Origin of the sequence: Streptococcus sp. 29887 (assembly GCF_032595075.1) — a bacterium.
Classification (GTDB): Bacteria; Bacillota; Bacilli; order Lactobacillales; family Streptococcaceae; genus Streptococcus; species Streptococcus iners.
In genome coordinates this window covers 1,588,675-1,614,798 of sequence record NZ_CP118735.1, presented here as the reverse complement: position 1 = coordinate 1,614,798, position 26,124 = coordinate 1,588,675, and the positions used below count along the sequence as shown (strand labels likewise).

General features: G+C 41.2%; 24 protein-coding genes and 1 pseudogene. 18 read left to right on the top strand and 7 right to left on the bottom strand.

The genetic code is table 11. The annotated features are described in order from the left end of the window. Positions 1-105: 105 nt before the first annotated feature. From mnmE to PW252_RS07825, 6 genes are all read right to left on the bottom strand, one after another. Positions 106-1,479, bottom strand: coding sequence for a tRNA uridine-5-carboxymethylaminomethyl(34) synthesis GTPase MnmE (gene mnmE / locus PW252_RS07850; RefSeq protein ID WP_172049791.1), 1,374 nt, complete (start codon positions 1,477-1,479; stop codon positions 106-108). Between the two features lie 322 nt (positions 1,480-1,801). Beyond that, positions 1,802-2,170, bottom strand: a complete 369-nt coding sequence (locus PW252_RS07845) for a potassium channel family protein (protein WP_248051249.1) — start codon at positions 2,168-2,170, stop codon at positions 1,802-1,804. After that, entirely contained in the window at positions 2,160-2,429 is a 270-nt protein-coding gene (locus PW252_RS07840) for a GIY-YIG nuclease family protein (protein ID WP_248051192.1), read from the bottom strand. The genes PW252_RS07845 and PW252_RS07840 overlap by 11 nt, the downstream gene beginning before the upstream one ends. Then, complete coding sequence (locus PW252_RS07835) at positions 2,419-3,168, bottom strand: tRNA1(Val) (adenine(37)-N6)-methyltransferase (RefSeq protein WP_248051190.1); 750 nt, start codon at positions 3,166-3,168, stop codon at positions 2,419-2,421. Before PW252_RS07835 ends, PW252_RS07840 begins: the two co-directional genes overlap by 11 nt. A gap of 78 nt (positions 3,169-3,246) precedes the next feature. Next, on the bottom strand, positions 3,247-3,498 hold the full coding sequence (locus PW252_RS07830) for a hypothetical protein (protein ID WP_248051185.1): 252 nt from the start codon (positions 3,496-3,498) through the stop codon (positions 3,247-3,249). Between the two features lie 277 nt (positions 3,499-3,775). Further along, positions 3,776-4,042, bottom strand: a complete 267-nt coding sequence (locus tag PW252_RS07825; protein ID WP_161942059.1) for a hypothetical protein — start codon at positions 4,040-4,042, stop codon at positions 3,776-3,778. A gap of 200 nt (positions 4,043-4,242) precedes the next feature. On the opposite strand from PW252_RS07825, the gene PW252_RS07820 reads away from it, so the two are divergent. The 3 genes from PW252_RS07820 to PW252_RS07810 all read left to right on the top strand — a co-directional run bounded on the left by PW252_RS07820 (position 4,243) and on the right by PW252_RS07810 (position 7,923). Next, entirely contained in the window at positions 4,243-5,334 is a 1,092-nt protein-coding gene (locus PW252_RS07820; protein ID WP_248051182.1) for a cystathionine gamma-synthase, read from the top strand. A gap of 3 nt (positions 5,335-5,337) precedes the next feature. Continuing rightward, positions 5,338-6,498, top strand: a complete 1,161-nt coding sequence (locus PW252_RS07815) for a MalY/PatB family protein (protein WP_248051178.1) — start codon at positions 5,338-5,340, stop codon at positions 6,496-6,498. Positions 6,499-6,577: 79 nt separating this feature from the next. After that, positions 6,578-7,923 (top strand): IS3 family transposase gene (locus tag PW252_RS07810; protein WP_248051176.1). Its coding sequence is split into 2 segments (ribosomal slippage): positions 6,578-7,019 and positions 7,019-7,923, totalling 1,347 coding nucleotides; the frame shifts between segments, so codons are not numbered across the junction. Positions 7,924-7,989: 66 nt separating this feature from the next. On the opposite strand, the gene PW252_RS07805 is transcribed toward PW252_RS07810, so the two are convergent. Then, positions 7,990-8,838 carry an AraC family transcriptional regulator gene (locus tag PW252_RS07805; protein ID WP_248051174.1) on the bottom strand — a complete coding sequence of 283 codons (849 nt, stop codon included), beginning with the start codon at positions 8,836-8,838 and terminating at the stop codon, positions 7,990-7,992. A gap of 117 nt (positions 8,839-8,955) precedes the next feature. On the opposite strand from PW252_RS07805, the gene PW252_RS07800 reads away from it, so the two are divergent. The 15 genes and pseudogenes from PW252_RS07800 (at position 8,956) to PW252_RS07730 (ending at position 26,075) form a co-directional block, all read left to right on the top strand. Next, positions 8,956-11,124, top strand: coding sequence for an alpha-galactosidase (locus PW252_RS07800; protein WP_248051172.1), 2,169 nt, complete (start codon positions 8,956-8,958; stop codon positions 11,122-11,124). Between the two features lie 12 nt (positions 11,125-11,136). Continuing rightward, a complete protein-coding gene (locus PW252_RS07795; RefSeq protein WP_248051169.1) occupies positions 11,137-12,375 on the top strand; it encodes an extracellular solute-binding protein in 1,239 nt (412 codons plus the stop codon). Positions 12,376-12,510: 135 nt separating this feature from the next. Then, the gene (locus PW252_RS07790) at positions 12,511-13,383 is read left to right on the top strand and encodes a carbohydrate ABC transporter permease (protein WP_044680999.1); all 873 of its coding nucleotides are present in this window, start codon (positions 12,511-12,513) and stop codon (positions 13,381-13,383) included. Positions 13,384-13,393: 10 nt separating this feature from the next. Next, positions 13,394-14,224 carry a carbohydrate ABC transporter permease gene (locus PW252_RS07785; RefSeq protein ID WP_009910491.1) on the top strand — a complete coding sequence of 277 codons (831 nt, stop codon included), beginning with the start codon at positions 13,394-13,396 and terminating at the stop codon, positions 14,222-14,224. A 69-nt stretch (positions 14,225-14,293) separates the two neighbouring features. Continuing rightward, positions 14,294-15,742 carry a sucrose phosphorylase gene (gene gtfA, locus PW252_RS07780; RefSeq protein WP_248051167.1) on the top strand — a complete coding sequence of 483 codons (1,449 nt, stop codon included), beginning with the start codon at positions 14,294-14,296 and terminating at the stop codon, positions 15,740-15,742. Positions 15,743-15,815: 73 nt separating this feature from the next. After that, positions 15,816-17,432, top strand: coding sequence for a glycoside hydrolase family 13 protein (locus tag PW252_RS07775; RefSeq protein WP_248051165.1), 1,617 nt, complete (start codon positions 15,816-15,818; stop codon positions 17,430-17,432). A gap of 82 nt (positions 17,433-17,514) precedes the next feature. Beyond that, on the top strand, positions 17,515-18,144 hold the full coding sequence (upp, locus tag PW252_RS07770) for a uracil phosphoribosyltransferase (protein WP_172024241.1): 630 nt from the start codon (positions 17,515-17,517) through the stop codon (positions 18,142-18,144). A 126-nt stretch (positions 18,145-18,270) separates the two neighbouring features. Beyond that, positions 18,271-18,861 carry an ATP-dependent Clp protease proteolytic subunit gene (locus PW252_RS07765; protein ID WP_105118801.1) on the top strand — a complete coding sequence of 197 codons (591 nt, stop codon included), beginning with the start codon at positions 18,271-18,273 and terminating at the stop codon, positions 18,859-18,861. 109 nt (positions 18,862-18,970) lie between these two features. Beyond that, entirely contained in the window at positions 18,971-19,237 is a 267-nt protein-coding gene (locus tag PW252_RS07760; RefSeq protein WP_248051163.1) for a DUF2129 domain-containing protein, read from the top strand. Positions 19,238-19,388: 151 nt separating this feature from the next. After that, on the top strand, positions 19,389-20,558 hold the full coding sequence (locus PW252_RS07755; RefSeq protein WP_248051161.1) for an ABC transporter substrate-binding protein: 1,170 nt from the start codon (positions 19,389-19,391) through the stop codon (positions 20,556-20,558). Positions 20,559-20,720: 162 nt separating this feature from the next. Continuing rightward, positions 20,721-21,608 (top strand): branched-chain amino acid ABC transporter permease, encoded by an 888-nt coding sequence (locus PW252_RS07750; protein WP_105118804.1) that lies wholly within the window; start codon positions 20,721-20,723, stop codon positions 21,606-21,608. A 2-nt stretch (positions 21,609-21,610) separates the two neighbouring features. Continuing rightward, positions 21,611-22,558 carry a branched-chain amino acid ABC transporter permease gene (locus PW252_RS07745; protein ID WP_105124204.1) on the top strand — a complete coding sequence of 316 codons (948 nt, stop codon included), beginning with the start codon at positions 21,611-21,613 and terminating at the stop codon, positions 22,556-22,558. Then, entirely contained in the window at positions 22,558-23,322 is a 765-nt protein-coding gene (locus tag PW252_RS07740; RefSeq protein WP_248051158.1) for an ABC transporter ATP-binding protein, read from the top strand. Before PW252_RS07745 ends, PW252_RS07740 begins: the two co-directional genes overlap by 1 nt. Then, positions 23,322-24,032 (top strand): ABC transporter ATP-binding protein, encoded by a 711-nt coding sequence (locus PW252_RS07735; protein WP_002937288.1) that lies wholly within the window; start codon positions 23,322-23,324, stop codon positions 24,030-24,032. The genes PW252_RS07740 and PW252_RS07735 overlap by 1 nt, the downstream gene beginning before the upstream one ends. Before the next feature lie 418 nt (positions 24,033-24,450). After that, positions 24,451-26,075 (top strand): annotated as a pseudogene (locus PW252_RS07730) (IS1182 family transposase). The last annotated feature ends 49 nt before the right edge of the window (positions 26,076-26,124 follow it).

Sequence of the window (26,124 nt, the reverse complement as noted above, 5' to 3'; positions counted from 1 at the left end):
GACCTCCTCTCTATTTTTAGTATATCCTAAATAGTAAATAAAATCAATCGTTTATGTGTTAATATAACAAAAAATCATACAAGTTTCCTTGCATGATAGTTGATATTATTTTCCAAGACAGAATTGGCTAAAGAGCTGGGTAATGAGTTCGTCTGGAGCAGCATCGCCTGTTATTTCTCCCAAAATCTGCCAACAACGTGTCAGGTCAACCTGTAACAAGTCAACAGGCATGCCCATTTCCAGTCCGTCATTAACAGCTTGTAGGCTTTGAACGGCTTGTTCAATCAGGGAAATATGACGAGAATTGGAGAGGTAGGTGGCATCTTGCTCTACCAGACCAGCATTTTCAAAGAAGAGCTGATTGATTTTTTCTTCAATCTGGTCGATGTTCTGGTTTTTTAAGACGGAAATGCGGATGACATCCTCAGGCAGCTGGTCTGCTTCAATCTGCTCTTCCAGGTCGGTCTTGTTGAGCAGGACGATGCGATTGGCCATATCTGAAATGGCTAGGAGATTGCGATCTTGCTCGGTTAGAGGTTCGGATGCGTTGAGGACCAGCAGGATCAGGTCGGCCTCCTCAAGGGCTTTTTTAGACCGTTCCACACCGATTTTTTCAACGATGTCATCTGTCTCACGGATACCTGCTGTATCAATCAGCTTGAGGGGGACGCCTTTGATGTTGACGTATTCTTCGATAACGTCACGGGTTGTTCCTGCGATATCTGTAACGATGGCTTTTTCCTCGCGGAGGAGGTTATTGAGCAGACTGGATTTTCCCACATTTGGACGACCGATAATAGCAGTTGCGATACCTTCACGTAGGATTTTTCCACGGCGGGCAGTACGGAGGAGATTTTCCAAAAGGGCTTGGAACTGGAGGGTTTTCTCGCGGACCAGCTCTGTCGTCGCCTCCTCGACATCGTCGTACTCAGGGTAGTCGATGTTGACCTCGACCTGTGCCAGTGTGTTGAGAATCTCCTGGCGGGTGTCGTTGATGAGCTGGGAGAGGGAGCCATCAAGCTGGCGGACGGCATTGTGCATGGCCTTGTCGGTCTTGGCACGTATAACATCCATGACGGCCTCGGCCTGGGTCAAATCCACACGGCCGTTGAGAAAGGCACGCTTGGTAAACTCGCCTGGCTCAGCCATTCGAGCCCCTTGGCGAATCAGGAGCTGGAGGATTTCGTTGGTAACGGCAATGCCTCCGTGGGTGTTAATCTCGATGACATCTTCGCGGGTGAAGGTGCGTGGGGAACGCATGGCTCCAACCATAACTTCGTCCAGAACTTGACCTGTCGCAGGATCGATAATGTGGCCGTAGTTGAGGCTGTGGCTGGGAACCGTTGCTAAGTCTTTGCCCTTGAAAACCTTGCTGGCAATGGCAAATGCATCCGTCCCAGACAGGCGGACAATCCCAATGGCCCCCTCACCGAGAGGGGTGGAAATAGCGGTAATAGTGTCGAATTCTTTGGTAATCATTTTAGTCCTTTTATATAGCGTATTTACAAGGTTTTGCCCCAAATTCGCCCCAAAAGTTTAAAAAAGTGTTTTGATTTTATTGAAGTTGGGAACTTTTTTATATGAAGGTTATTAGCTCTCAGTATCTACAATTGTTCCTTTGGCTTAGTGGGGATATTCACTGGAACAGGCTGTATTACCTTGCAGTTATTAAATCTATTTAGTCTTTTATTCTACCATTATTCAGGGTAGCTGTCATAACTGATTGCCCACATTATTTTGTGACGACATCATAACATTTAGGGTTATTACAAGTCTTATGTGTGGCTGATTAAACTGGTTCCTAAGAGCCAGTTTTTTGCTTATCATGTTCAACCGCTAAAGAATAATGCTTGCTGACCTCGGTGTAGTAGCTGACCACCAGCCCTGACAGACTTCCTAGAAAGAGAATACCGTAAATAGCTAAGATAATACTGATGATGCGACCAAGAGCAGTAGTGACCAGCAAATCTCCATAACCAACCGTCGTCGCTGTGACAAAGCTGTACCAAAGACTGTCCCCATAGCTAGTAAAGTCAGGTTCCAACCAGAGCAGTAATCCAGCTGCTAGAAAGATAAAACTGAAAAAGGAAGTGAGAAAAGTGGCAAAACCAGTCACTCTCAAAATATGCCAAATAATGCGAAGGCGGTGGATTTGTTTCTTATTTTGTATCATTTTTTCTGCATTCTGCAATATAATCTAATTTACCCTGTCGACTGCGTTTCTTAAATAAAGCCTCGGCAGACATGGCTTCCTGCTTGCTGGCAAAGGCTTCTTGATAGAGCAAGCTGACAGGCAAGCGTGCGCGGGTGTACTTGGCCCCTTTCCCACGATTATGGGTAGCAAGCCGCTTCTCCACATCAGTCGTATAACCAGTGTATAGACTTCCGTCGGCACATTCCAAAACATACAAGTAGGCCTTATTTTCCATAATAAATCTCGCGAATGGCAGGAGTATAGTCGCCATTTTCCTCATGGACAACCAGAGGTGGCAGGATATGCAGCCCATCTACCGAGCCGTCCTTGATAGCTTCAATCAGCAACATATTGGCCTCCTTGCTGGCCTTGGGATAGACAAACTGGATGCGTTTGGGAGCCAATTTGTAGGTTCTCAACTTGTCCAAAATATCTAAAAATCGGTCAGGCCTGTGGACCATGGCCAAGCGACCATTGGATTTGAGCACCTGTTGGGCCACCTGACAAATACTGTCTAGGTTGGTCGCAATCTCGTGTCTGGCTAGCAGGTAATGCTCGCTTTCATTGAGGTTTGACTGCTCATCGACTTTAAAATAAGGTGGATTGCAGAGTATTAAATCAACCTTGGACCGCAGGTCATACTGGGGCAGATTTGCCAAGTCGTCATTGATAACCGAAACCTGTTCCTCCAGACCGTTGAGAGCAATGGAACGGCGGTTCATATCCGCCAAGCGTTCCTGTAATTCAACCTGAATAATCTGGGCTTTGGTGCGTGTGGAGGCGAAGAGCCCCACCGCCCCATTTCCACTACAAAGGTCAACAATCAGCCCTTTCTGAGCAGGCATTTTTGGAAACCGCGAAAGAAGAACGCTGTCAATCGAGTAGCTAAAAACCTCCCGATTTTGAATAATCTGAACATCTGTCGAGAAGAGCTGATCAATCCGCTCTCCGTCTAGTAAATCAATTTTTTGCATAGGTATATTATACCATCTTTGAATGAAAATCACTGTTTATTTTGAAACAAAAAGAGAGCGAATACCTCGCCCTCAACATTATACAAAAAATTCTACCCAAGCTCCAACAAGCAAGAATGCGATGCAGAGATAGATTTGCCAATTTGCCCTCAACATCCATTCTTTAGACCAAAAGGCACTACGGGCTGTACCGACAGTAGCAAATAGCAAAAGTCCAAGCCAGAGGGTAGGCCCCTTGTCTAGCCATTCTCCTATGCTACCTAGTAACAACAATATCATCAAATAAAAATTCAAACTCCGATAATATTCTTTATTAAATTCCTTAAACATTGAAAATCCTCACAATACAAAAAAGTAAATGCTTGTCCAAGCGACAATGAAACTAATGACTAAGTATAGTTGCCATGTTTTTTTAATCCAGCTACGAGGTTTGAAGAAGGCAAGGTAGCCGGCATAAAGCCCTATCCCAAGCTTGACTAGATGGATAAACCAAAATGGTCCATGTATAGTAGCAGAAATCACTTGTAGGATACAAATGACAGAGAAATAAAATTCCCAGGTTCGATAAAATGCTGTATTGAATTGTTTAAACATAGTGGGCTCCAATCTACTTACCCAAAATGAATTTCAGATAGATAATCACCACAATCAATCCGATATAGAAGATGTAGCCCATGCGAGTGAGTTCCTTTTCTTCCTTGAAGAAGAATACCCGAATGGCATTGATAAAAATAATCAGACAGGCTAGTAGGCTATACCATGCAGGAGTTTGGGAAGGGTCTATCAAAATGTCTGAAAGAAAAAAACAAGTCCAAAAAATCATAGAATAGAAGGCACTATACCGATAAAAATGCTTGTTAAACTGGAATTTCATGATAATCACCTCTCTTTCTTTTATTATATCAAATAATTTATAGGTTTAAAAGTATTTATAGGCAAATCCAGCCTTGTCTTGTTATAAAGATAAACTATAACAAGGCTCCCTATTTTTCTATAAGCATTTTTTGAGGTTTTTCACACCAAATCGTTCATTTCATGCTAGACTAGTTAGTAAGTTAGAATGAGGTATTTGTAATGACAGACTATAAAATTGATACGATACTAGCCCGCACGGGTATTAACAACGATGAAAAAACAGGGGCCTTGATTTCCCCAATTCACCTTTCGACCACCTACCAACATCCCGAATTTGGTCAATCGACAGGCTTTGACTATACGCGGACCAAAAATCCGACCAGAGCCAGCTTGGAGAAAACCTTAGCCGCCATCGAAAAGGCTGATTATGCGCTCGTGACCAGTTCGGGCATGGCTGCTTTGGTCTTGCTCTTTAACGGTTTCCCGGTCGGTAGTCAAGTTGTAGCGGCGCGTGACCTCTACGGCGGCTCTTTCCGCTGGTTCAACGAGCAGGAGCAGTTGGGGCGCTTTAGTTTCACCTATGCTAACACAGAAGAGGACTTGTTGGCTGCTATCACAGACCAGACAGACTATGTATTCCTGGAAACACCTACCAATCCTCTCATGGTTGAGTTTGATATTGCTAAGGTTTCGGCTGTCGCCCATGCCAAAGGTGCCAAGGTGATTGTCGATAACACTTTTTATAGCCCTATTTATCAAAATCCTCTCATGCTTGGTGCCGATGTTGTCTTACACTCAGCGACCAAGTATCTGTCAGGGCATAATGATGTCCTTGCAGGCGTACTCATGACCAATGACCAGGCCCTCTATGACAAGCTCTTCTATGACCAAAATACAACAGGTCCAACCCTCTCGCCACTAGATGCCTACCTGCTCATGCGTGGACTGAAAACCCTCTCTCTGCGTATGGAACGGGCAACGCAAAATGCCCAGAAGATTGTCGCTTATTTACAAGCTAGCCCAGCTGTCAAGCAGGTCTATTACACGGGCAAGGGTGGCATGATTTCTGTCAAGGTAGCGGATGAAAGTCGAATTCCTCACATTCTCAATACCCTAGAGGTCTTTACCTTTGCGGAAAGTTTGGGAGGAGTGGAAAGCTTGATTACCTACCCAGCCACTCAGACCCACGCAGATATTCCGGCTCAAACCCGCCATTCTTACGGGCTAACGGATGACCTGCTCCGTCTGTCTATTGGCATTGAGGATGCGGATGACTTGATTGCAGATTTGAAAACAGCCTTGGAGGAATAAGATATGACCCAGTATGATTTTACAACTAGGCCTAATCGCTTAAATCACCATTCAGAAAAGTGGAAGGCCAGTGAGCAGGATCCAGAACTCTTACAGCTTTGGGTTGCTGATATGGATTTCGAACCTCTGCCTGAAATTCGCTCTGCCATTCGCCAGTATGCGGACCAACATATCTTTGGCTATCCCTACGCTAGTGATTCCCTCTTTCAATCCATTATTGACTGGGAAAAAGACCAACACGGCTATGAGATTGGAAGAGAGAGTATCGTTTTAATTGAAGGAGTGGTACCAGCGCTTTCTGTTGCAATTCAGGCATTCACTGAAGAGGGAGATGCCGTCCTCATCAATACACCTGTCTATCCACCCTTTGCCCGCACGGTAAAATTAAACAATCGTCAGTTGGTGACCAATTCCTTGCGCGTGGAAAATGGCCAGTTCCAAATCGATTTTGAGAAACTAGAGCGTGACCTTGTGGAACAGGAAGTAAAACTCTACATTTTCTGTAATCCTCATAACCCAGGTGGTCGGGTTTGGACAAAGGAAGAAGTGGAAAAAATTGGCCAACTTTGTCGTAAGCATAAGGTATTGTTGGTTTCAGATGAAATTCACCAAGACCTTACGCTTTACGGAAATAAGCACCACAGTTTCAATACGGTGGACTCAGATTTTAAAGATTTTTCCATTATTCTATCTTCTGCCACGAAGACATTTAATATTGCTGGTACCAAAAATAGCTTTGCCATCATTGAAAATCCAGACTTGAGAAAGGCTTTCACGAGGAGACAGTTGGTCAATAACCAACATGAAATTCCAGCGATTGGTCTTATAACGACTGAAACAGCCTTTCGCTACGGTCGACCTTGGTTAGCAGAATTGAAAACAATTCTTGAGAAAAACATCGACTTTGTGACGGACTATCTGACCCAGCATACCAAGATAAAGGTATTGAAACCACAGGGGACTTATCTGGTTTGGTTAGATTTCTCAGCTTACGATGTGGAACATGTTGAAATCCATCGAAAATTAAGAGAAGAGGCAAAAGTTGTCCTAAACGATGGCCAAACTTTTGGAAAAGAAGGACACAATCATGCCCGACTCAACGCTGCAGCACCATTTGAAACTATAAAAGAAGCTTGTGAACGGATTACAAGGGTATTTGGTTAGCATCAAAAAAGGATGTTCTGATTTCTGAACTGCACCCCAAAAGTTAGACACAAAATCTAACGATTGGGGTGTTTTTCTTATGAAATTAAGTTATGAAGATAAACTAGAAATATATGAGCTTAGAAAGAGTGGCGTGTCGTGGGTCAACCTTAGCCAGATATACAAGGTCACTATTGCCAATCTCACCTACATGATAAATCTCATGGATCGATATGGCGTGGAAATCGTTGAAAAAGGTAAAAATAGGTATTATTCACCTGAATTAAAGCAAGAAATAATGGATAAGGTCTTGATTCATGGATGTTCTCAACTCTCAGTTTGCCTTGATTATGCCTTGCCAAATCGAGGAATGCTTCCCAATTGGATAGCACAATACAAGAAAAACGGGTATACTATTCTTGAAAAACCAAGAGGGAGACCGAGCAAGATGGGACGTAAACGCAAGAAAACCTGGGAAGAGATGACGGAATTAGAGCGCCTTCAAGAGGAAAATGAACGTCTTCGAACTGAGGTGGCCTTCCTAAAAAAGTTGAGAGAACTTCGCTTGAGGGACGAAACACTAGTGCGCGAACAGCAGAAACAATTAGAGATATGGTCCAAGGAGGATTCCGACTAGACCTCCTACTTGCGACAGCTAAAATGCCTCGCTCAACTTATTATTATCAAGTCAAGCAACTGGATAAACCCGACAAGAACAAAGCAATTAAGGCTGAAATTCAAGCCATTTATGATTACCATAAAGGTAATTACGGCTATCGTCGGATTTATTTAGAACTCAGAAATCGAGGTTTCTTCATTAACCACAAAAAGGTGCAACGCTTGATGACAGTCATGGGCTTAGCGGCTCGTATTCGTCGTAAGCGCAAGTATGCTTCTTACAAAGGTGAGGTGGGTAAGAAGGCTAATAATCTGATTAAACGTCAGTTTGAGGGCTCTAAGCCTTATGAAAAATGTTATACCGATGTGACGGAGTTTGCTTTACCTGAAGGGAAACTCTACTTATCGCCTGTTCTTGACGGCTATAATAGTGAGATTATTGATTTTACCCTGTCTCGGTCACCTGACTTGAAGCAGGTTCAAACCATGCTTGCGAAGGCTTTTCCAGCAGATTTATACAGTGGGACTATTCTCCACAGCGATCAAGGTTGGCAATACCAGCACCAGTCTTACCATTACTTTTTGGAAACCAAAGGCATTCGACCATCCATGTCCCGCAAAGGGAATAGCCCAGATAATGGGATGATGGAGTCTTTCTTTGGCGTCTTGAAAACAGAAATGTTTTACGGATTTGAAAAGAGTTTCAAGTCTCTGGATCAACTGGAGAAAGCTATCACTGATTATATTTTTTACTACAACAACAAACGAATCAAAGCAAAATTAAAAGGACTTAGTCCTGTCCAATACAGAACTAAATCCTTTCAATAATTATTTGTCCAACTTTTTGGGGTCAGTTCATTCAAATCAGACATCCTTTTATTTTCATAAGGGAATCTATTGTTTTGCATACTGAGTGAGATTGAATTTCCGATAATCACTAGGACTCATATGATATTGGTTTTTAAATGCATTGCTAAAGGCAAGTGGATCAAAATATCCAACCGAATTCGCAATTTCTGTGATACTTAGATCGGGGTTAGCAAGTAGTTGACAAGCGTGGTTCATCTTGACTTGGACAATATAATCTTTGATAGAGTATCCTGTTTCCTGCTTAAAAATTTTATACAAGTAGCTGCGACTCAACGCAAGTTGATGAGCAATTTCAGAAACTTTGATTGGGCTATTGTACTGAGAGTGAATGATTTTAATAGCATGATGGACGTAATTCTTGGCGAGAGTAGAGGATTCTTTCAATGACTCGTTTGGAAACTCTTGTACTAAGGCTGCAAGCAATTGATTCAAATGACCGATGAGAATAAGCTCAGTAATCATTGGGTGTGTCTGATTCTTAGTATGATTGATATCAATCATCTTATTTAAGATCGGAGAGTCGAGATGGGAATGTAGATAACACTTTTCTAGAAGTTGAGTCTGAGTAAGAATGTTTTCAGCACGAGAGCCACTGAAACCGACCCAAGTATAAGTCCATGGATCAAATCCATCTGCTTGGTAAAAAATAGATTGATTTTTTGGAAGTATAAAAATATCCCCTGCTGCTAATTCAGTTGTTTCACCATTGATTATAATCTTCCCTTTGCCATTCGTGATAAAATGAAGCACATAGTTATTTCGAATAGTCGGTCCAAAGGAGTAGTTCTTGTCGCACTGTTCGGCACCATAGTGATCAACATTCAAATCAAAATGATGACTGTCTAATTCATTATAGATATTCAAAATGTTCATGTTCGTTTTCATCTCCTGTTAGGAAACATTATACCATATCCTAATAACAAAAAACCATTTATTTAAGCGCTTACATTTTGTAGAATAAAACATATAAAAGAGATAGGAGGCGTGAACATGATTCAATATTTAGAAGAAAATAACCTGTTCCACCTACAAACGAGAGAGTTTTCATACATTATTCAAATCTTGGAAACAGGGGATGTGGTTCATAGATATTTCGGAAAAAAGGTTAAACATTTTAGTCCGGGAAACAAAATCACATATCTAGATCGTTCTTTTTCACCCAGTCCGATTTCTGGAAATAGAACCTACTCCTTGGATACCTTACAACAGGAATATTCTAGTAATGGCTTAGGTGATTTTCGAACAGCAGCCCTTGAATTGAGAAATGAATTTGGTGTGGCCTTGGATTTAAAGTACAAGGGACACCGCATTCAAAGAGGGAAACCGATACTAGAAGGTCTTCCATCAAGTTTTGGCAGTGAAAAAGATGTGGAGAGTTTGGAGATTGATCTATATGATCAGTTGACTGATATCACCATAACCTTGCAATATAGTATTTTTGAGAATTCAAATTACCTCAGTCGTTCTGCGAACATTCAAACTGGTCGGTATGCTACAAAAATCGAAAAGGCTTTGTCTTTTACCCTCGATTTTCCACATAAAGATTTTACAGTCCATAGCTTAGCTGGACGCTATGGTTACGAGAAAGAGTGGACACAAACACCATTAACCAAAGGAAAATTTTCCATTGGAAGTATTCGTGGAGCCTCAAGTCATTCAAAAACACCATTCTTAGCGTTGGCTGATCCAGCAGCAACCGAAGATAGTGGTCATGTCTATGTTGCTCAATTGGTTTATAGTGGAAATTTCGCTGGATTTGTTGAGGTAACATCACTAGAGACATGTCGTTGGGGTATGGGACTAAATGATGAACAATTTAGTTGGGAGTTAAGCAATAATTCTAGTTTCCAGACACCTGAAGTCCTCTTATCATTCACTGATAAAGGCTTAACTGGTATGACACAAGACAGTCATGAGTTCATAAAAAATCATATTGTAACTCCGAAGTTTAGTCATCAAGAACGACCAATTCTCATTAACAACTGGGAAGGAACATATTTTGACTTTACTGAAGATAAGATTGTAGAACTGGCTAAAACGGCTAGCCAAGTAGGAGTTGAGCTTTTTGTACTGGATGATGGCTGGTTTGGCAAACGAAATAATGATGAGAGTTCATTAGGCGATTGGAAAGTCAATTTGGAGAAATTGCCAAATGGCTTAAATGGTCTGGCAGATAGAATCAACCAACTTGGTATGGAATTTGGTCTGTGGTTTGAACCGGAAATGATTTCAATTGATAGTGATCTGTATAGGGAACATCCAGACTGGGCCATTCAAATTGACGGAAGACAACCAATTTACAGTCGTGAGCAACTGGTCTTGGATTTAACTAAGTCAGAAGTTTGTGATTATATTATTGATTCGGTCTCAAGCATATTGGAATCAGCTCCAATTAATTATGTAAAATGGGATATGAATCGTAATATCACAAGTATGTCACCTGTTTATGCAAATCATCAACGATTTGAATTTCATCATCGCTATATCTTAGGCCTCTATCAAGTGCTGGATACTATAACCAAGCGTTTTCCAGACATCTTATTTGAATCCTGTGCTGGTGGCGGTGGTCGAAATGATCTCGGGTTGCTCTACTATATGCCACAGGCTTGGGCTAGTGATAATACAGATGCGATTGGTCGACTTTCTATCCAAGAAGGAACGAGTTTGATTTTACCTGCCTCTTCTATGGGAGCACACGTGTCGGCTGTTCCAAACCACCAAGTCGGTCGAATTACCCCGCTTGCCACACGTGGGAATGTGGCCATGATGGGAGGAGCTTTTGGATATGAGTTGGATGTGACAAAGCTTGATCAGGAAGAACTAGAGGAGATTCGTCAGCAAGTTCAAACATACAAGTCTATCCGTTCAACAATTCAAGAAGGCTTGCTTTATCGCTTGAAAAAAACAAGCAATACATGGGCTACAAACTATGTGAACAAAGATAAAAGTCAAGCAGTATTTACATTTGTTAAGATACTGGCTCAATCAGAAGCTCCGCTTTTACAAGTTCAATTAAAAGGACTTGACCCAGATGCCTTGTATGAATGCCCTCAATTAGGGGAAACATTCTACGGGGATGAGTTAATGAACATTGGTCTCACAATGCCACATGTTCAAAAAGATTATTTTAGTGTACAATATATTTTTAACAAAATCTAGGAGGATTTTATAATGAAAATGAAAACATTTTTAAAATGTGCGTCAGTTTGTGCCTTTGCAAGCTTCTTGGTAGCTTGTGGGAACGCAAGTAGTGGTAGTGATAAGGTTGAGATTGAATATTTCTCACAAAAACCAGAAATGCAAGCAACTCTACAGGAAATTATTGATGAATTTGAAAAAGAAAATCCTACGATTGATGTTAAATTTTCAAATGTACCAGATGCAGGAACTGTTTTGAAAACCCGTATGGCCAACAATGAAGCGCCAGATGTGATTAACATTTATCCACAAAATGCGGACTTCAAAGCATATGCAGCGGATGGTCGTTTCCTAGAAATTGGTGATGATGCAGGTCTCAGTCATCTAAAAGATGGTGCTGTAACACCTTATCTTGTTAACGAGAAAAACTATACTCTTCCATTGACAGCTAATGCCTATGGTATCTACTATAACAAAGACAAATTCAAAGAACTGGGTCTCGAAGTTCCAACTACCTATGCAGAATTTGTAGCTTTGGTAGACAAAATCAAGACTGATGGCAGTGCAGCACCGTTTGCCCTTTCTTTGAATGATGCTTGGTCCTTGAACGGTTACCATCAGTTGGCATGGGTAACTGTTGCAGGTGGATTTGATGGCGCAGAAGATATTCTAATCCGTAGTGCCAAAGGCGCAATTCAAGATGATGCGACTACAAAAGCAGTTCTAGAACGCTTACAACTGTTGACAGACAATGGACAAAAAGGAGCAACAGGCGCGCTCTATGCAGATGCTGTGGCAGCCTTTGCAGCAGGCGATGCTCTCATGCTTCCACAAGGTACATGGGCAGCTACAGCTGTAAACCAACAAGAACCAGAATTTGAATATGGTATGTTTACATTCCCTGGTGATAAAGAAGGTGGCGACTATACCATCGGTGCAGCTGACCTTGCTCTATCTATTTCATCAGATACAGAGCACCCAGAAGAGTCTAAAAAATTCCTAGAATACCTCTCTCGTCCAGAAGTGATGCAAAAATACTATGATGTAGATGGCTCACCAACTTCAGTTGAAGGTGTAGATACAGAAGGTAAGTTTGAAGAAACTGCTGGAGTGACGCAATACGCCTTCACTGACAAACATGTAGTTTGGTTGCAATCTGAATGGGAATCAGAAGAAGAGTTCTGGAATATTACAGTAGAAGCTGTGAAAAATCCAAATTCAGGCGAACTTGTGAAGAAATTGAATGCTTTCTTTGATCCGATGAAAAAATAAGACAAGAAAACTATAAGGAGGGCTAGATTAGCCTAGCTCTTCTTTATAGTTGCTTAGGGTTGGTTTGAAAATCCCCTAACTACTCCATTCAAACTGACCCTAAGCAACTATATTTTAGAAAAAAGGAGTACCATGATGAATCAAAAAGGTTTTATTGCCAAATATTGGCCCTATCTATTTGTTGCCATACCAATTGGTTTACAATTAATCTTTTTCTTCTATCCCTTATTTACGGGTATCTATTATAGCTTAACAGATTGGAATGGATTGACATCAGATTTCAGCTTGATTGGCGTTCAAAACTATCTAGATATCTTGAAGAATCCTGATTTTTATACGTCTATGACTTTTACCATTATCTTCACCATTGGTTTGGTCATTGGAGAAATAGTTATCGGAATCTGGTTGGCTACCTTACTTAATCGTAAGATAAAGGCGGTTGGTTTCTTTAGAACCTGGTATTTCTTCCCTGCAGTTCTTTCAACCGTTACTTTAGGCTTGATTTTTGTCCAATTGTTCAACTATGGTTTCACACAAATTGGTGAGATTCTACATATAGATTGGTTGATGGAAAACTTGTTGGTACAGGAGAATACTGTTATTCCAGCAGTGATTTTTGTGGCTCTCTGGCAAGGTTTGGCTATGCCAGTTATCATTTTCTTATCAGGTTTACAGAGTATTCCAGAAGATGTGAAAGAAGCAGCAGCGATTGATGGTGCAACACGCTCTCAACAATTCTTCAATATTGAACTTCCTTTCTTATTACCATCTATCAGTATGGTTTTCATCTTGGCAATGAAGTCAGGTTTGACAGCATTCGACCTTATCTTTGCACTGACAAGTGGTGGCCCAGATGGCAAAACAGAATCCTTGGGTTTACTCGTTTACAACTATGCCTTTGTAGACAATAAATTCTCTTATGCCAATGCTTTGGCTGTAGTACTCTTCATCTTCATTATTGTCATCTCATTGATTCAGATGAGAATTTCGAAGAAATTTGAAATTTAGGAGGACAGACATGAATACTCAAAAACAGAAAAATTGGTGGGTTTATCTCGTGCTCTTCAGCGGTATTCTCTTTATGTTTATTCCGCTACTTGTGACGATTATAAGTTCGTTCAAACCAACCAAGGAAATCACGAGCAATTTCTTTGGTCTTCCTGAAAATTTCACCTTAAATAACTACGAACGCTTGTTTAATGACGGGATTGTACAATATTTTGGCAATTCTGCCTTGATTACGATTGTAGCAGTTGGCTTGATTCTACTTGTTATTCCAATGGCAGCTTTCGCCGTAGCCCGTCAAATGAAACGCCAGACAGTGTTTAACTTTATCTACTTTTTCTTGATTATTGGGATTTTTGTACCTTTCCAAGTGATCATGCTCCCAATGACCAAATTAATGTCAAGCCTTGGTTTGAACAATATTGTCGGTTTGATTATTCTATATTTGACCTATGCAGTTCCTCAGGCCCTCTTCCTCTATGTCGGCTATATTAAGACCATTGTTCCTGAAGAAATGGATGAGGCGGCAGCTATTGATGGCTGTGATAAATTTACTATGTACTGGAAAATTATTTTCCCGCTCATGAAGCCCATGCACGCAACCGTTTTGATTATCAATGCCCTCTGGGTCTGGAACGATTTCCTCTTGCCTTTACTAGTATTGAACCGTGATCAAAGCATGTGGACTTTACCTCTTTTCCAATACAATTACCAAGGTATGTATTTTAGTGACTATGGTCCATCATTTGCATCCTATGTGGTGGGAATTATCCCAATCTTATTGGTATACCTTGTCTTCCAGAAACATATTATTTCAGGTATGACAAGTGGTTCTGTCAAATAATTACAAAGGTTGACTCGTTCAACCTTTTCTAAAAAACAAAAAAGAAAAGGCTTACAAAGGAGAATATCTATGAAAATTAAAAACCAAGCTATGTTGATTACTTACTCAGACAGTTTGGGCAAGAATCTCAAGGATTTGAAAAAAGTTCTTGAGGGGCCTTTAAAGGATGTTGTGGGAGGTATTCACATTCTACCATTCTTCCCATCATCAGGTGACCGTGGGTTTGCACCAATGGATTATACAAAGGTGGACCCTGCATTTGGAGATTGGTCAGATATTGAAGCATTGAGCAAGGACTACTATCTGATGTTCGATTTTATGATCAATCATATTTCTGCAAAATCTCCTTATTTCCTTGATTTTCTTGAAAAGAAAGATGAATCAGCTTATGCAGATTTGTTTATTCGCTATAAAAACTTTTGGCCAAATGGTGAGCCAACGCAAGAAGATGTTGATTTGATCTATAAGCGTAAACCTCGTGCTCCATATCGAATTGCAACATTTGCTGATGGTAGCGAGGAGAAGGTATGGTGTACCTTTGATGAACAGCAGATTGACCTGGATGTGACTACAGAGACAACACGCCGGTTCATCCAAGAAAATTTGGAACAGTTGGCAGAGCATGGTGCTTCGATCATTCGTTTGGACGCCTTTGCTTATGCCAATAAAAAAATAGGAACCAACTGTTTCTTTGTGGAGCCTGATATTTGGGAAATGCTCCATTTTCCACGTCAGTTATTGGCTCCAAAAGATGTGGAAATCTTGCCTGAAATTCATGAACACTACACCATTCAGCAAAAAATTGCGGAACAGGATTATTATGTTTATGACTTTGCCTTGCCAATGCTGGTTCTCCACGCTTTGTATTCCGGTCATGTCAATCGCCTGGTTCACTGGATGGAGATTTGCCCTCGCAAGCAATTTACAACCCTAGATACACATGATGGAATCGGTGTTGTAGATGTTAAGGATTTGCTGACGGATGAGGAGACAGAGGAAACGCGTGAAGCCTTGTATGCACAAGGTGCCAATGTCAAGAAAATTTATAGCACTGAAGCTTACAATAATTTGGATATTTATCAGATTAACTGTACTTATTATTCTGCCCTCGGCAATAACGATCAAGCTTACCTATTAGCGCGTGTTCTCCAATGTTTTGCACCAGGTATTCCACAAATTTACTATGTTGGTTTGCTAGCAGGCGAAAATGATATTGAACTTTTGGAATCAAGCAAGGAAGGCCGCAATATCAATCGCCATTACTATGAGTTGGAAGAAATTGAGCAGGAAGTGCAACGGCCAGTTGTACAATCCTTGTTCAAACTCCTTAAATTCCGCAATACAAGTCCGGCTTTTGATGGAGAGTTTTCGGTTAAAATGATTAATGAAAATACATTGGAAATTTTATGGAATAATCAAGATGCAGGAGTATCTGCCCGTCTAACAGCTAACCTAAAAGAAAAATCCTTTGAAATTGTTGAAATAGAAGAGGGCAAAATGACCACAATTGAGTTATAATATGATTATATAGAAAGAGGGGGAGTTCCCCTTTTTCTTACGTAAATAAGATTGTACAGAAAGGGTCGATCAAATGTCAGAAATACAAAAAACAGATTGGTGGAAGAAGTCCGTCATTTACCAAATTTATCCTCGTAGTTTTCAAGATTCAAATGGAGATGGAGTAGGGGATATACGAGGGATTATCAGCCGATTAGATTATCTTTACGAACTAGGTATTGATGCAATTTGGATCAGTCCTGTTTATCAGTCCCCCATGGATGACAATGGTTACGACATCAGTGACTACCAAGGAATTGCTCCAGAATTTGGGACCATGGAAGATATGGAAGAGCTGATTGTAGAAGGTCATAAGCGCAATATCAAAATAATCATGGATTTGGTGCTCAATCATACCTCGGATGAACATTTTTGGTTTCAAGAAGCCCTCAAAGGACCAGATAATCCCTATTATGATTATTATGTTTGGGCCGATGAACCGAATGAATTACGCTCGACCTTCTCAGGCTCTGCTTGGGAATATGTTCCAGATTTGAACAAATACTACCTCCACCAATTCTCTGTTAAGCAACCAGATCTGAACTGGAAAAATCCTGCTCTGAAACAAGAAATCTGGGATATGATCAATTTTTGGATTGAAAAAGGTGTTGGCGGTTTCAGGCTAGATGTGATTGATTTGATTGGAAAAGAACCGGAAAAATTAATTACAGCCGATGGACCGACTCTCCATCCTCTTATTCAGGAATTAAATGAGAAAACCTTTGGTGCATACGACTTAGTGACTGTTGGGGAAACCTGGAGTGCCAATCCAGAAAATGCTCAGTTATATTCGCATCCTGATCGAAAAGAATTTTCGATGATTTTCCAATTTGAACATGTCGGACTTGATCAGCAGGAAGGGAAAGAAAAGTGGGATTTGGCACCGCTTGATCCAGCACGTTTGCATAAGGTTCTATCCAAATGGCAGACTGAACTGGTTGGTAAAGGCTGGAACTCGCTTTTCTGGAATAATCATGATTTACCTCGTGCCATTTCTCGCTTCGGTGATGATCGACCTGCATTTCGTGAGTTAAGCGGAAAAATGTTGGCTATCTATCTACATTTTATGTCAGGGACACCTTATATCTACCAAGGTGAGGAAATTGGTATGATTAATACACCGATTACGGATATTAGCCAAGCGGACGATATTGAAACATGTCGCATGTATGCGGAACGAATTGAAAATGGCTTTACCAAGGAGGAATTGATTACTTCTATAAATGCCAAAGGTCGTGATAATGCTCGCCGTCCAATGCAATGGACAGGAGCAGAAGGAGCAGGCTTCAGTACAGGTCAAGCCTGGCTGGCTTTAGGAGATACAGTCAAAGACATCAACGTTGAAAAAGCACTTGCAGACAAACAATCGCTTTTCTATACCTATCAAAAATTAATCGCTCTTCGAAAAGAATATCCTTGTATGTCTGAAGGAAAATATGAAGTGATTGAGACAGGGAACGACTTGGTAATGGCTTATCGTAAATATGATGAAAAGGATGATTTCATTATTTTAGTCAATTTCACAAGTAAAGAGCAAGCGTACGAGTTATCACTTAAGGACTATTCCTTGTTTATGCATAATTACGATAATAAAGTAATTTTTGATAAGTCCGTATTGAGACCTTACGAAGCCATCGTTTTCAAAAAATAAGTGGTACTTCTTTTCTTCTTTCAAGCATTTTTCCGAATTTTTTGGTAAAATAGAAAAAACAAAAAAGAGAGGTTTTATCATCATGGGGAAATTCCAAGTCATTTCACACCCGCTCATTCAGCATAAGTTGTCAATCCTTCGTCGTACATCGACTTCAACAAAGGATTTTCGTGAGTTGGTAAATGAGATTGCCATGCTTATGGGTTACGAAGTTTTGCGTGACTTACCACTAGAAGATGTGGAAATTGAAACACCAATTACTAAGACGGTTCAAAAGCAAATTGCTGGTAAGAAATTGGCCATTGTACCAATCCTTCGTGCAGGTGTTGGGATGGTCGATGGTTTGCTTAGCCTTGTACCAGCTGCAAAGGTTGGGCATATCGGTATGTACCGTGATGAAGAAACCCTTCAACCAGTTGAATACCTTGTGAAATTGCCAGAAGACATTGACCAACGCCATATTTTTGTAGTTGATCCAATGCTTGCGACTGGCGGTTCAGCAATTCTGGCTGTTGAATCCTTGAAAAAGCGTGGCGCTTCAAATATCAAATTTGTCGCCCTTGTTTCAGCGCCAGAAGGTGTCAAAGCTCTTCAAGAAGCTCACCCAGATATCGACATCTACACTGCGGCTTTGGATGAAAAACTCAATGAAAAAGGCTATATCGTTCCAGGTCTTGGCGATGCTGGGGACCGTTTGTTCGGTACAAAATAATGATACTAGAAACCAGTTTGTCTGGTTTCTTTTTTCATCTATTGAAAACGTGGTTTTTATTTGACCAATGTTGACTAATTCTATATAATGGGTTCATACTTGTTATTGAAATGAAGGAGGATTCGTATGATTCCAGTAGTTATTGAACAAACCAGTCGTGGAGAGCGTTCGTATGATATTTATTCGCGTTTGCTCAAAGACCGTATTATCATGTTGACAGGACCAGTTGAAGACAACATGGCAAACTCTATCATTGCCCAGTTGCTTTTCCTTGATGCCCAAGACCCTACAAAGGATATTTATCTTTATGTAAATACCCCTGGTGGATCTGTGTCAGCAGGTCTTGCTATTGTGGATACCATGAACTTTATCAAGGCTGATGTGCAAACCATCGTTATGGGGACAGCAGCTAGCATGGGAACGATCATTGCCTCAAGTGGTGCCAAAGGCAAACGTTTCATGTTGCCAAATGCAGAATACATGATTCACCAACCAATGGGTGGAACTGGTGGTGGTACCCAGCAAACAGATATGGCCATCGCTGCAGAACACTTGCTCAAAACCCGTAACAAATTGGAAAAAATCTTGGCAGACAATTCTGGTAAAACTGTGAAACAAATTCACAAGGATGCAGAGCGTGATTATTGGATGACAGCAGAAGAAACGCTTGCATACGGCTTCATTGACCAAATTATGGACAATACAAAAACAAAATAAGCGGATGAGGAGGCGTTTGAGCCTCCTTTTTCCATTCCATTAAGTTTGACCTTTTCATTTTCCTCTGAAAAAGGTATAATAAAACAAGAGAAGTTTTAGAGGAGAAATCATGTTTGAGAAGAGAGAACGGACCTGCCTAACTGTGTATTTGCATTACAATCGAGATGCTAGAAAGCTAAATCAGTACGGAGATATCCATTATCATTCAAAGAAATTGCGTTATGTTCTGATTTATTTGGATAAGGATCAGTCTGAGCTTATCATCCAAAAATTAAAAAAGGAAAAATTTGTTAAGAAGGTTCTTCCTTCCTATATTAAGGAGCTAGATCAAAATTTCGTTGGTAGCTTGTGGCGGGAAGAGGAACCAATTATTTAATGGTGAAATGAGTGAGTAGTCGAGGTTGGGTCTACTCGCTTTTTTGTGGAAAAATATTTTTTTTAAAATTTTTCTTTTTTTGTTGACAATTTTCTGATAATTCAGTATATTAGATACATCGCAAAAATTAAGAAAGATTTAAGGAGTTTTCATGAAAACAAGAAAATTTGCAGTAGCACTTGCTACCTTTGCCTCAGCAGCCCTACTTGCTGCCTGTGGTACCGTTTCATCAACAAATAGCTCAGCACAAGGTGCTGCTATCGGTGATACTTTCAAGATTGGTTATAACTTGGAGTTGTCAGGTGCCGTATCATCTTATGGTCAAAATGAAGAAAAAGGTGCAAACCTTGCTGTCAAAGAAATCAATGCAGCTGGTGGTATCGGTGGTAAGCAGATTGAAGTTATCACTAAAGATAACAAATCTGAAACTGCAGAAGCAGCAACTGTTGCAACTAGCTTGGCAAGTGAAGGAGCAAATATTGTAATTGGTCCTGCAACATCTGGTGCAGCAGCAGCTTCTATTCCCGCTTTGACGTCAGCAGGTGTTCCAATGATTACACCTTCTGGTACACAAACAAACTTGGTTGTAAATGACAAAGGTGAAGTACAAGACTACTTCTTCCGTGCAACCTTTACAGATGGATACCAAGGTCAAGTAATGGCTAAGTATGCGACAGAAAACTTGTCAGCTAAGAAAGTTGTTCTTTACTATGACAACTCTTCTGACTATGGTAAGGGTGTAGCAGAAGCCTTCAAGAAAGCTTACGCAGGTGAGATTGTTTCTGAAATCACATTTGCTTCAGGCGATAAAGATTTCCAAGCAGCTTTGACTAAATTGAAAGATGCTGAGTTTGATGCTATTGTTATGCCAGGTTACTACAATGAAACTGGTACAATCGTTAAACAAGCACGTGGTCTAGGTATCACCCAACCAGTCCTTGGTTCAGATGGTTTCGACTCACCACAGTTCACTGAATTGGCAACTGCTTCAGCAGCAACAAACGTTTACTACCTTTCAGGTTATGTAACTTCAGCTAGTGATAAAGCGAAAGCTTTCAGCGAAGCTTATAAGAAAGAATACAACGAAGAGCCAAATATGTTTGCAGCCCTTGCTTATGATGCAGTTTATATGGCAGCAAAAGCAGCAGAAGGCGCAGCAGATTCAAAAGCTCTTAAAGACAACCTTGCAGCTTTGAAAGATTTCGAAGGTGTAACAGGTACTATGTCAGTTGATGCAGAGCACAATGTTGTGAAATCAGTTTACATTGTTGGTTTGACTGATGGAGAGCAGACATCAGTTGATACAATTTCAGCAGAATAATAAGCAAGTTAAAGAGGGAATTTCCCTCTTTTTCCCTTGAATTGACTAGCCTATTTTTTAAAGATTAAAAAATATAATAAAACTTGCCTATTTTCAGAAAATTTTGTATAATGTAACAATGCTTATTGAGCTTGAAAAATATTTAGAAAGATTGGTGAACCTATGCTTCAACAACTTGTCAATGGTTTGATTCTTGGTTCTGTATATGCCCTCTTGGCCCTTGGTTATACCATGGTGTACGGAATTATCAGACTGATTAACTTTGCCCACGGGGACCTCTACATGATGGGAGCCTTTATGGGTTACTTCCTATTGAATAATTTAACCTTTATTGCAGATGGTAGCCTCCGTTTCTTTGTTGCCTTAGTCTTGGCAATGGTTGGAACAGCTACTCTTGGTGTGGTCATTGAATTTTTGGCCTATCGTCCATTGAGAAACTCAACTCGTATTGCGGCCTTGATTACAGCCATCGGTGTTTCCTTCTTCTTAGAATATGGAATGATTAAATTATTTTCAGCTGATGTAAAAGCCTTTCCACAAGCTATGGAGGCCGTGACCTTCAATCTTGGTCCAGTTTCAGTGACCAATATCCAGTTGATTATCCTAGGAGTAGCCTTGACCTTGATGGTTGCTCTGCAATTGATAGTAAAACGTACCAAGATGGGTAAAGCCATGCGTGCTGTTTCTGTGGATAGCGATGCGGCGCAATTGATGGGGATTAACGTAAACCGAACTATTAGCTTTACATTTGCACTGGGTTCAGCACTTGCTGGTGCTGCAGGTGTTCTCCTTGGTCTTTACTACAACCAAATCGAGCCTTTGATGGGTATGACTCCTGGTTTGAAGGCCTTCGTAGCAGCGGTACTTGGTGGTATCGGTATTATTCCTGGTGCTGCTCTGGGTGGTTTCGTTATCGGTATTATTGAAACATTTACCTATGTGATTGGTTTGGATACCTTCCGTGATGCAATTGTGTATACAGTATTGATTGTCATCCTCTTGGTTCGTCCAAGTGGTATCCTTGGTAAGAACGTGAAAGAGAAGGTGTAACCATGAAGCAAAATCTTAAAGTGAATGCAATCTGGTTGGCTATCTTATTGGCTGGTTTTGGTCTTATTCAAGGCTTAGTTGCAGCTGGTATTCTCAACTTCTACTATATTCAGATTGTACAACAAATCGGAATTCAAATTATCCTAGCTGTGGGCCTAAACCTCATTGTTGGTTTCTCAGGTCAGTTTTCTCTAGGTCATGCTGGTTTCATGGCTATTGGTGCCTACGCAGTGGGTATTCTTGGCAAGATGATGCCAACTTATGGTGGCTTCGCTATCGCCTTGCTTGTCGGTATGTTGCTTGCGGGTGCTGTTGCACTCTTGGTTGGTCTGCCAACCCTTCGTTTGAAAGGTGACTACCTTGCCATTGCGACCCTTGGTGTTGCGGAGATTATCCGTATTTTGATTATCAATGGTGGTACTGTAACAAACGGTGCGGCTGGTATCATGTCTATTCCTCTCTTTACTAGCTGGCCTTTGGTTTACATTTTTGTGATTATCACAACTCTTGTAACGGTCAACTTCTTGCGTAGTCCTATGGGACGTGCAACTATTTCTGTTCGTGAAGATGAGATTGCAGCAGAATCAGTTGGTGTTAATCCTACCTTTGTTAAGGTATCTGCCTTTGTATTCGGTGCTATGACAGCGGCTATTGCAGGTGGTCTTCATGCAGGTTATGTAGGTACCATCGTTCCTAAGGACTTTGCCTTCATGACATCTGTTAACGTTTTGATCATCATCGTATTGGGTGGTTTGGGTTCTATCACAGGTACCTTTGTGGCAGCCATTGTTCTTGGTATCTTGAACGTATTCCTCAAGAGCTACTCAGACATTGCCATGATTATCTACTCATTGGCTCTTATCCTCTTGATGATCTTCCGTCCAGGTGGTTTGTTGGGAACTAAAGAATTTAGCGTGGCAGCTCTGCTCAAGAAGAAGGAGGTTAAGTAATGGCATTGCTAGAAGTAAAAAATTTAACCAAAAACTTCGGTGGTTTGACTGCCGTTGGTGATGTGACCATGGAACTTCATGAGGGTGAATTGGTCGGTCTTATCGGTCCTAACGGTGCTGGTAAGACAACCCTTTTCAACCTTTTGACAGGTGTTTATGAGCCAAGTGAGGGAACCATTTCTCTTGCTGGTACGATCTTGAATGGTAAAGCTCCTTCTAAGATTGCCTCTCTAGGTCTCGGTCGTACCTTCCAAAATATCCGTTTGTTTAAAAACATGACGGTTTTGGAAAATGTATTGATTGGTCTTGGTAATCACGGGAAATCTGAAGTGTTAGCAAGTTTCTTGCGACTTCCGGCATTTTATAAAAATGAAGTAGAATTGAAAAACAAGGCGATTGACCTCTTGAAGATTTTCGATTTGGATGGTGATGCGGATACGCTGGCTAAGAACCTTCCTTACGGTCAACAACGTCGTTTGGAAATCGTTCGTGCCCTTGCGACTGATCCAAAAATTCTTTTCTTGGATGAGCCAGCGGCTGGTATGAACCCGCAGGAAACGGCAGAATTGACCCAACTCATCCGTAAAATCAAGGAAGAATTTGGCATTACTATCATCTTGATTGAACACGATATGAGCTTGGTTATGGAAGTGACGGAGCGTATCTATGTATTGGAATACGGTCGTTTGATTGCCCACGGTACTCCAGAAGAAATCCGTAATAACAAGCGCGTAATTGAAGCCTACCTTGGAGGTGAAGCATAATGGCAATGTTAGAAGTTAAAAATCTTTCCGTCAACTATGGCGTAATCGAGGCTGTAAAAGATGTCAGCTTTGAAGTCAATGAGGGAGAAGTTGTAACCTTGATCGGTGCCAATGGTGCTGGTAAAACCTCTATCCTCCGTACCATTTCAGGTCTTGTCCGTCCGTCAGCTGGAACGATTTCTTTCCTTGGAAATGAAATTCAAAAAGTTCCTGCCCGTAAAATCGTAGCGGACGGTTTGTCACAAGTTCCAGAAGGACGCCATGTCTTTGCAGGCTTGACCGTTATGGAAAACTTGGAAATGGGTGCCTTTCTTCGCAACAATCGCGAGGAAAACCAAGCTAACTTGAAGAAAATTTTCGCACGCTTCCCACGTTTGGAAGAGCGTAAGAACCAAGATGCGGCAACCCTTTCAGGTGGTGAGCAGCAGATGTTGGCTATGGGTCGTGCTCTTATGAGCCAACCAAAACTCTTGTTGCTTGATGAGCCTTCAATGGGCTTGGCCCCAATCTTCATTCAAGAAATTTTTGATATCATCCAAGATATCCAAAAACAAGGAACAACCGTTCTCTTGATTGAGCAAAATGCCAACAAAGCCCTTGCCATCGCAGACCGCGGCTACGTCCTAGAAACAGGAAAAGTCGTCCTCTCAGGAACAGGAAAAGAACTCCTCGCCTCAGAAGAAGTCAAAAAAGCATATCTGGGTGGCTAAAAAGGTCCGGGGGACCTTTTTAGGTTGGAAATAGGAAAACCAGTAACGCAAGTTGCTGGTTTGTCCCCCGAGGCTGACGCCTCATTTTAGGTCGGAAATGAGAACCGCTGGCAAGCGGTTTTCTTTATAAATGGGTTACCCCACGTTTTAAGTTGGAAATGAGAAACGCCGGCAGGCGTTTTTCTTTATATCAAGGTCCGGGGGACCTTTTTAGGTTGGAGATAGGAAAACCAGTAACGCATGTTGCTGGTTTGTCCCCCGAGGCTGACGCCTCATTTTAGGTTGGAAATGAGAACCGCTGGTAAGCGGTTCAGAATGAAGACAAAGTCGTTAGAATTATATTTCTAACGGCTTTTTCATATGTAAAGTAGTATAATAGAGATAGGAATACTAGCTAATAAGCAGAGGGAGAATCGCTATGTTACACAAAGAAAATCCAGACTACAATCGCGGTCAATTTGGTTTCTACAGTTTAGATGACCTTGTTCCTCAAGATCATCTCCTTCGTCAAATAGAGGAAGCTATTGACTTCTCCTTTATCTATGACTTAGTCGCAGATAGCTATAGCGATGATACAGGGCGTCCTAGTCTTGACCCTATTCTGCTCATTAAAATTCCAATCCTTCAGTGTCTCTTCGGCATTCGTTCCATGCGTCAAACCATTAAGGAAATCGAAGTCAATACTGCCTACCGTTGGTTTCTTGGTCTTCGACTGGATGATAAGGTGCCTCATTTCACTACCTACGGAAAGAACTATGTCCGTCGTTTTCAAGATAGACAAGTTATTGAAGGCATTTTCACCCATATCTTAGGTCTCTGCGTCAATGCAGGCTTCATAGATCCAACAGAAATTTTCATTGACGGTACCCATATCAAGGCTGCGGCGAATAATCGTAAATTCATCAATCGTGAAATTGAAAAGCAAGCCAAGTTTATGAGTGACCAGCTAGAGATTGAAATTAACAGGGATAGAGAAAAGCATGCAAAAAAGCCGCTAGGGCCCGCAAAAGAGGAGGGACCCATCGCTAAGAAAATTTCTACAACTGACCCTGAAAGTGGCTGGTTTCATAAAGGGGACCATAAGGAAGTATTTGCTTATACAGCTCAGGTTGCTTGTGACAAGCATGGTTGGGCTCTGGCTTATAGCGTGGAGGCTGGCAATGTCCATGACAGCCAGGCCTTTCCTGTACTCTTCGCTAAACTCCAACCCTTTCAGCCTAGCTTTCTCGTTGCCGATTCTGGCTATAAGACCCCAAGTATCGCTCGCTTCCTCCTAGAACAAGAGATTACTCCAGTCTTTCCGTATACACGACCGAAAGGAAAGAAAGGGAAACTACGCTCGAAGGATTTTGTCTATGATGAATACTATGACTGTTATATCTGTCCTGAGAATCAGGTCTTAACCTATCGCACTACAACCAGAGAAGGTTATCGGGAATATAAGAGTGACTCAGCTATCTGTGCTACTTGTCCACTTCTATCAATTTGTACAGAAAGCAAGAACAAGCAGAAAGTGGTAACTCGACACATTTGGAAAGAGGCTTTAGAAAGCTGTGAAGAGATTCGGCACAGGAAAGGTATGAAGGAGCTCTACCAGAAGCGGAAAGAAACCATTGAACGCCTCTTTGGGACAGCCAAAGAGTACCACAATCTTCGTTACACAAGAGAGAAAGGCAAGTCCAAAATGGAGGATAAGGTTGGACTGACTTTGGCGTGTTTAAATCTCAAGAAATTGGTAAAAATGAGGGCAGGGAAGCCTTTTTATTTTGTCCAAATAGCCACTATTCTGGCAAAAAGACGGACTATCAGACCAATAAACAGAAAAAGACAAACATCAAGCGAGATGTTTGTCTTCATTCTGAACCGCTGGTAAGCGGTTTTCTTTATAAGTGGGTTACCCCACGTTTTAAGTTGGAAATAGGAAAACCAGCAATGTACGTTGCTGGTTTGTTCGTAACCCTGACGGGTTGTTTTAGGTCGGAAATAGGGACCGTCGGCAGACGGTCTTTCCTTTTATTCATTTTTTGGACCTTTTTAGGTTAGAAATGAGAAACGCCGGTAGGCGTTTTTCTTTTAATCAAAATTGGGCTGT

Coding starts and splice junctions, on each gene's coding strand:
- mnmE (WP_172049791.1), bottom strand. CDS start 1,479: ATGATTACCAAAGAATTCGACACTATTACCGCTATTTCCACCCCTCTC.
- PW252_RS07840 (WP_248051192.1), bottom strand. CDS start 2,429: ATGGAAAATAAGGCCTACTTGTATGTTTTGGAATGTGCCGACGGAAGT.
- PW252_RS07790 (WP_044680999.1), top strand. CDS start 12,511: ATGAATCAAAAAGGTTTTATTGCCAAATATTGGCCCTATCTATTTGTT.
- upp (WP_172024241.1), top strand. CDS start 17,515: ATGGGGAAATTCCAAGTCATTTCACACCCGCTCATTCAGCATAAGTTG.
- PW252_RS07740 (WP_248051158.1), top strand. CDS start 22,558: ATGGCATTGCTAGAAGTAAAAAATTTAACCAAAAACTTCGGTGGTTTG.
- PW252_RS07795 (WP_248051169.1), top strand. CDS start 11,137: ATGAAAATGAAAACATTTTTAAAATGTGCGTCAGTTTGTGCCTTTGCA.
- PW252_RS07750 (WP_105118804.1), top strand. CDS start 20,721: ATGCTTCAACAACTTGTCAATGGTTTGATTCTTGGTTCTGTATATGCC.
- gtfA (WP_248051167.1), top strand. CDS start 14,294: ATGAAAATTAAAAACCAAGCTATGTTGATTACTTACTCAGACAGTTTG.
- PW252_RS07835 (WP_248051190.1), bottom strand. CDS start 3,168: ATGCAAAAAATTGATTTACTAGACGGAGAGCGGATTGATCAGCTCTTC.
- PW252_RS07830 (WP_248051185.1), bottom strand. CDS start 3,498: ATGTTTAAGGAATTTAATAAAGAATATTATCGGAGTTTGAATTTTTAT.
- PW252_RS07785 (WP_009910491.1), top strand. CDS start 13,394: ATGAATACTCAAAAACAGAAAAATTGGTGGGTTTATCTCGTGCTCTTC.
- PW252_RS07735 (WP_002937288.1), top strand. CDS start 23,322: ATGGCAATGTTAGAAGTTAAAAATCTTTCCGTCAACTATGGCGTAATC.
- PW252_RS07760 (WP_248051163.1), top strand. CDS start 18,971: ATGTTTGAGAAGAGAGAACGGACCTGCCTAACTGTGTATTTGCATTAC.
- PW252_RS07800 (WP_248051172.1), top strand. CDS start 8,956: ATGATTCAATATTTAGAAGAAAATAACCTGTTCCACCTACAAACGAGA.
- PW252_RS07820 (WP_248051182.1), top strand. CDS start 4,243: ATGACAGACTATAAAATTGATACGATACTAGCCCGCACGGGTATTAAC.
- PW252_RS07745 (WP_105124204.1), top strand. CDS start 21,611: ATGAAGCAAAATCTTAAAGTGAATGCAATCTGGTTGGCTATCTTATTG.
- PW252_RS07755 (WP_248051161.1), top strand. CDS start 19,389: ATGAAAACAAGAAAATTTGCAGTAGCACTTGCTACCTTTGCCTCAGCA.
- PW252_RS07805 (WP_248051174.1), bottom strand. CDS start 8,838: ATGAACATTTTGAATATCTATAATGAATTAGACAGTCATCATTTTGAT.
- PW252_RS07765 (WP_105118801.1), top strand. CDS start 18,271: ATGATTCCAGTAGTTATTGAACAAACCAGTCGTGGAGAGCGTTCGTAT.
- PW252_RS07815 (WP_248051178.1), top strand. CDS start 5,338: ATGACCCAGTATGATTTTACAACTAGGCCTAATCGCTTAAATCACCAT.
- PW252_RS07825 (WP_161942059.1), bottom strand. CDS start 4,042: ATGAAATTCCAGTTTAACAAGCATTTTTATCGGTATAGTGCCTTCTAT.
- PW252_RS07775 (WP_248051165.1), top strand. CDS start 15,816: ATGTCAGAAATACAAAAAACAGATTGGTGGAAGAAGTCCGTCATTTAC.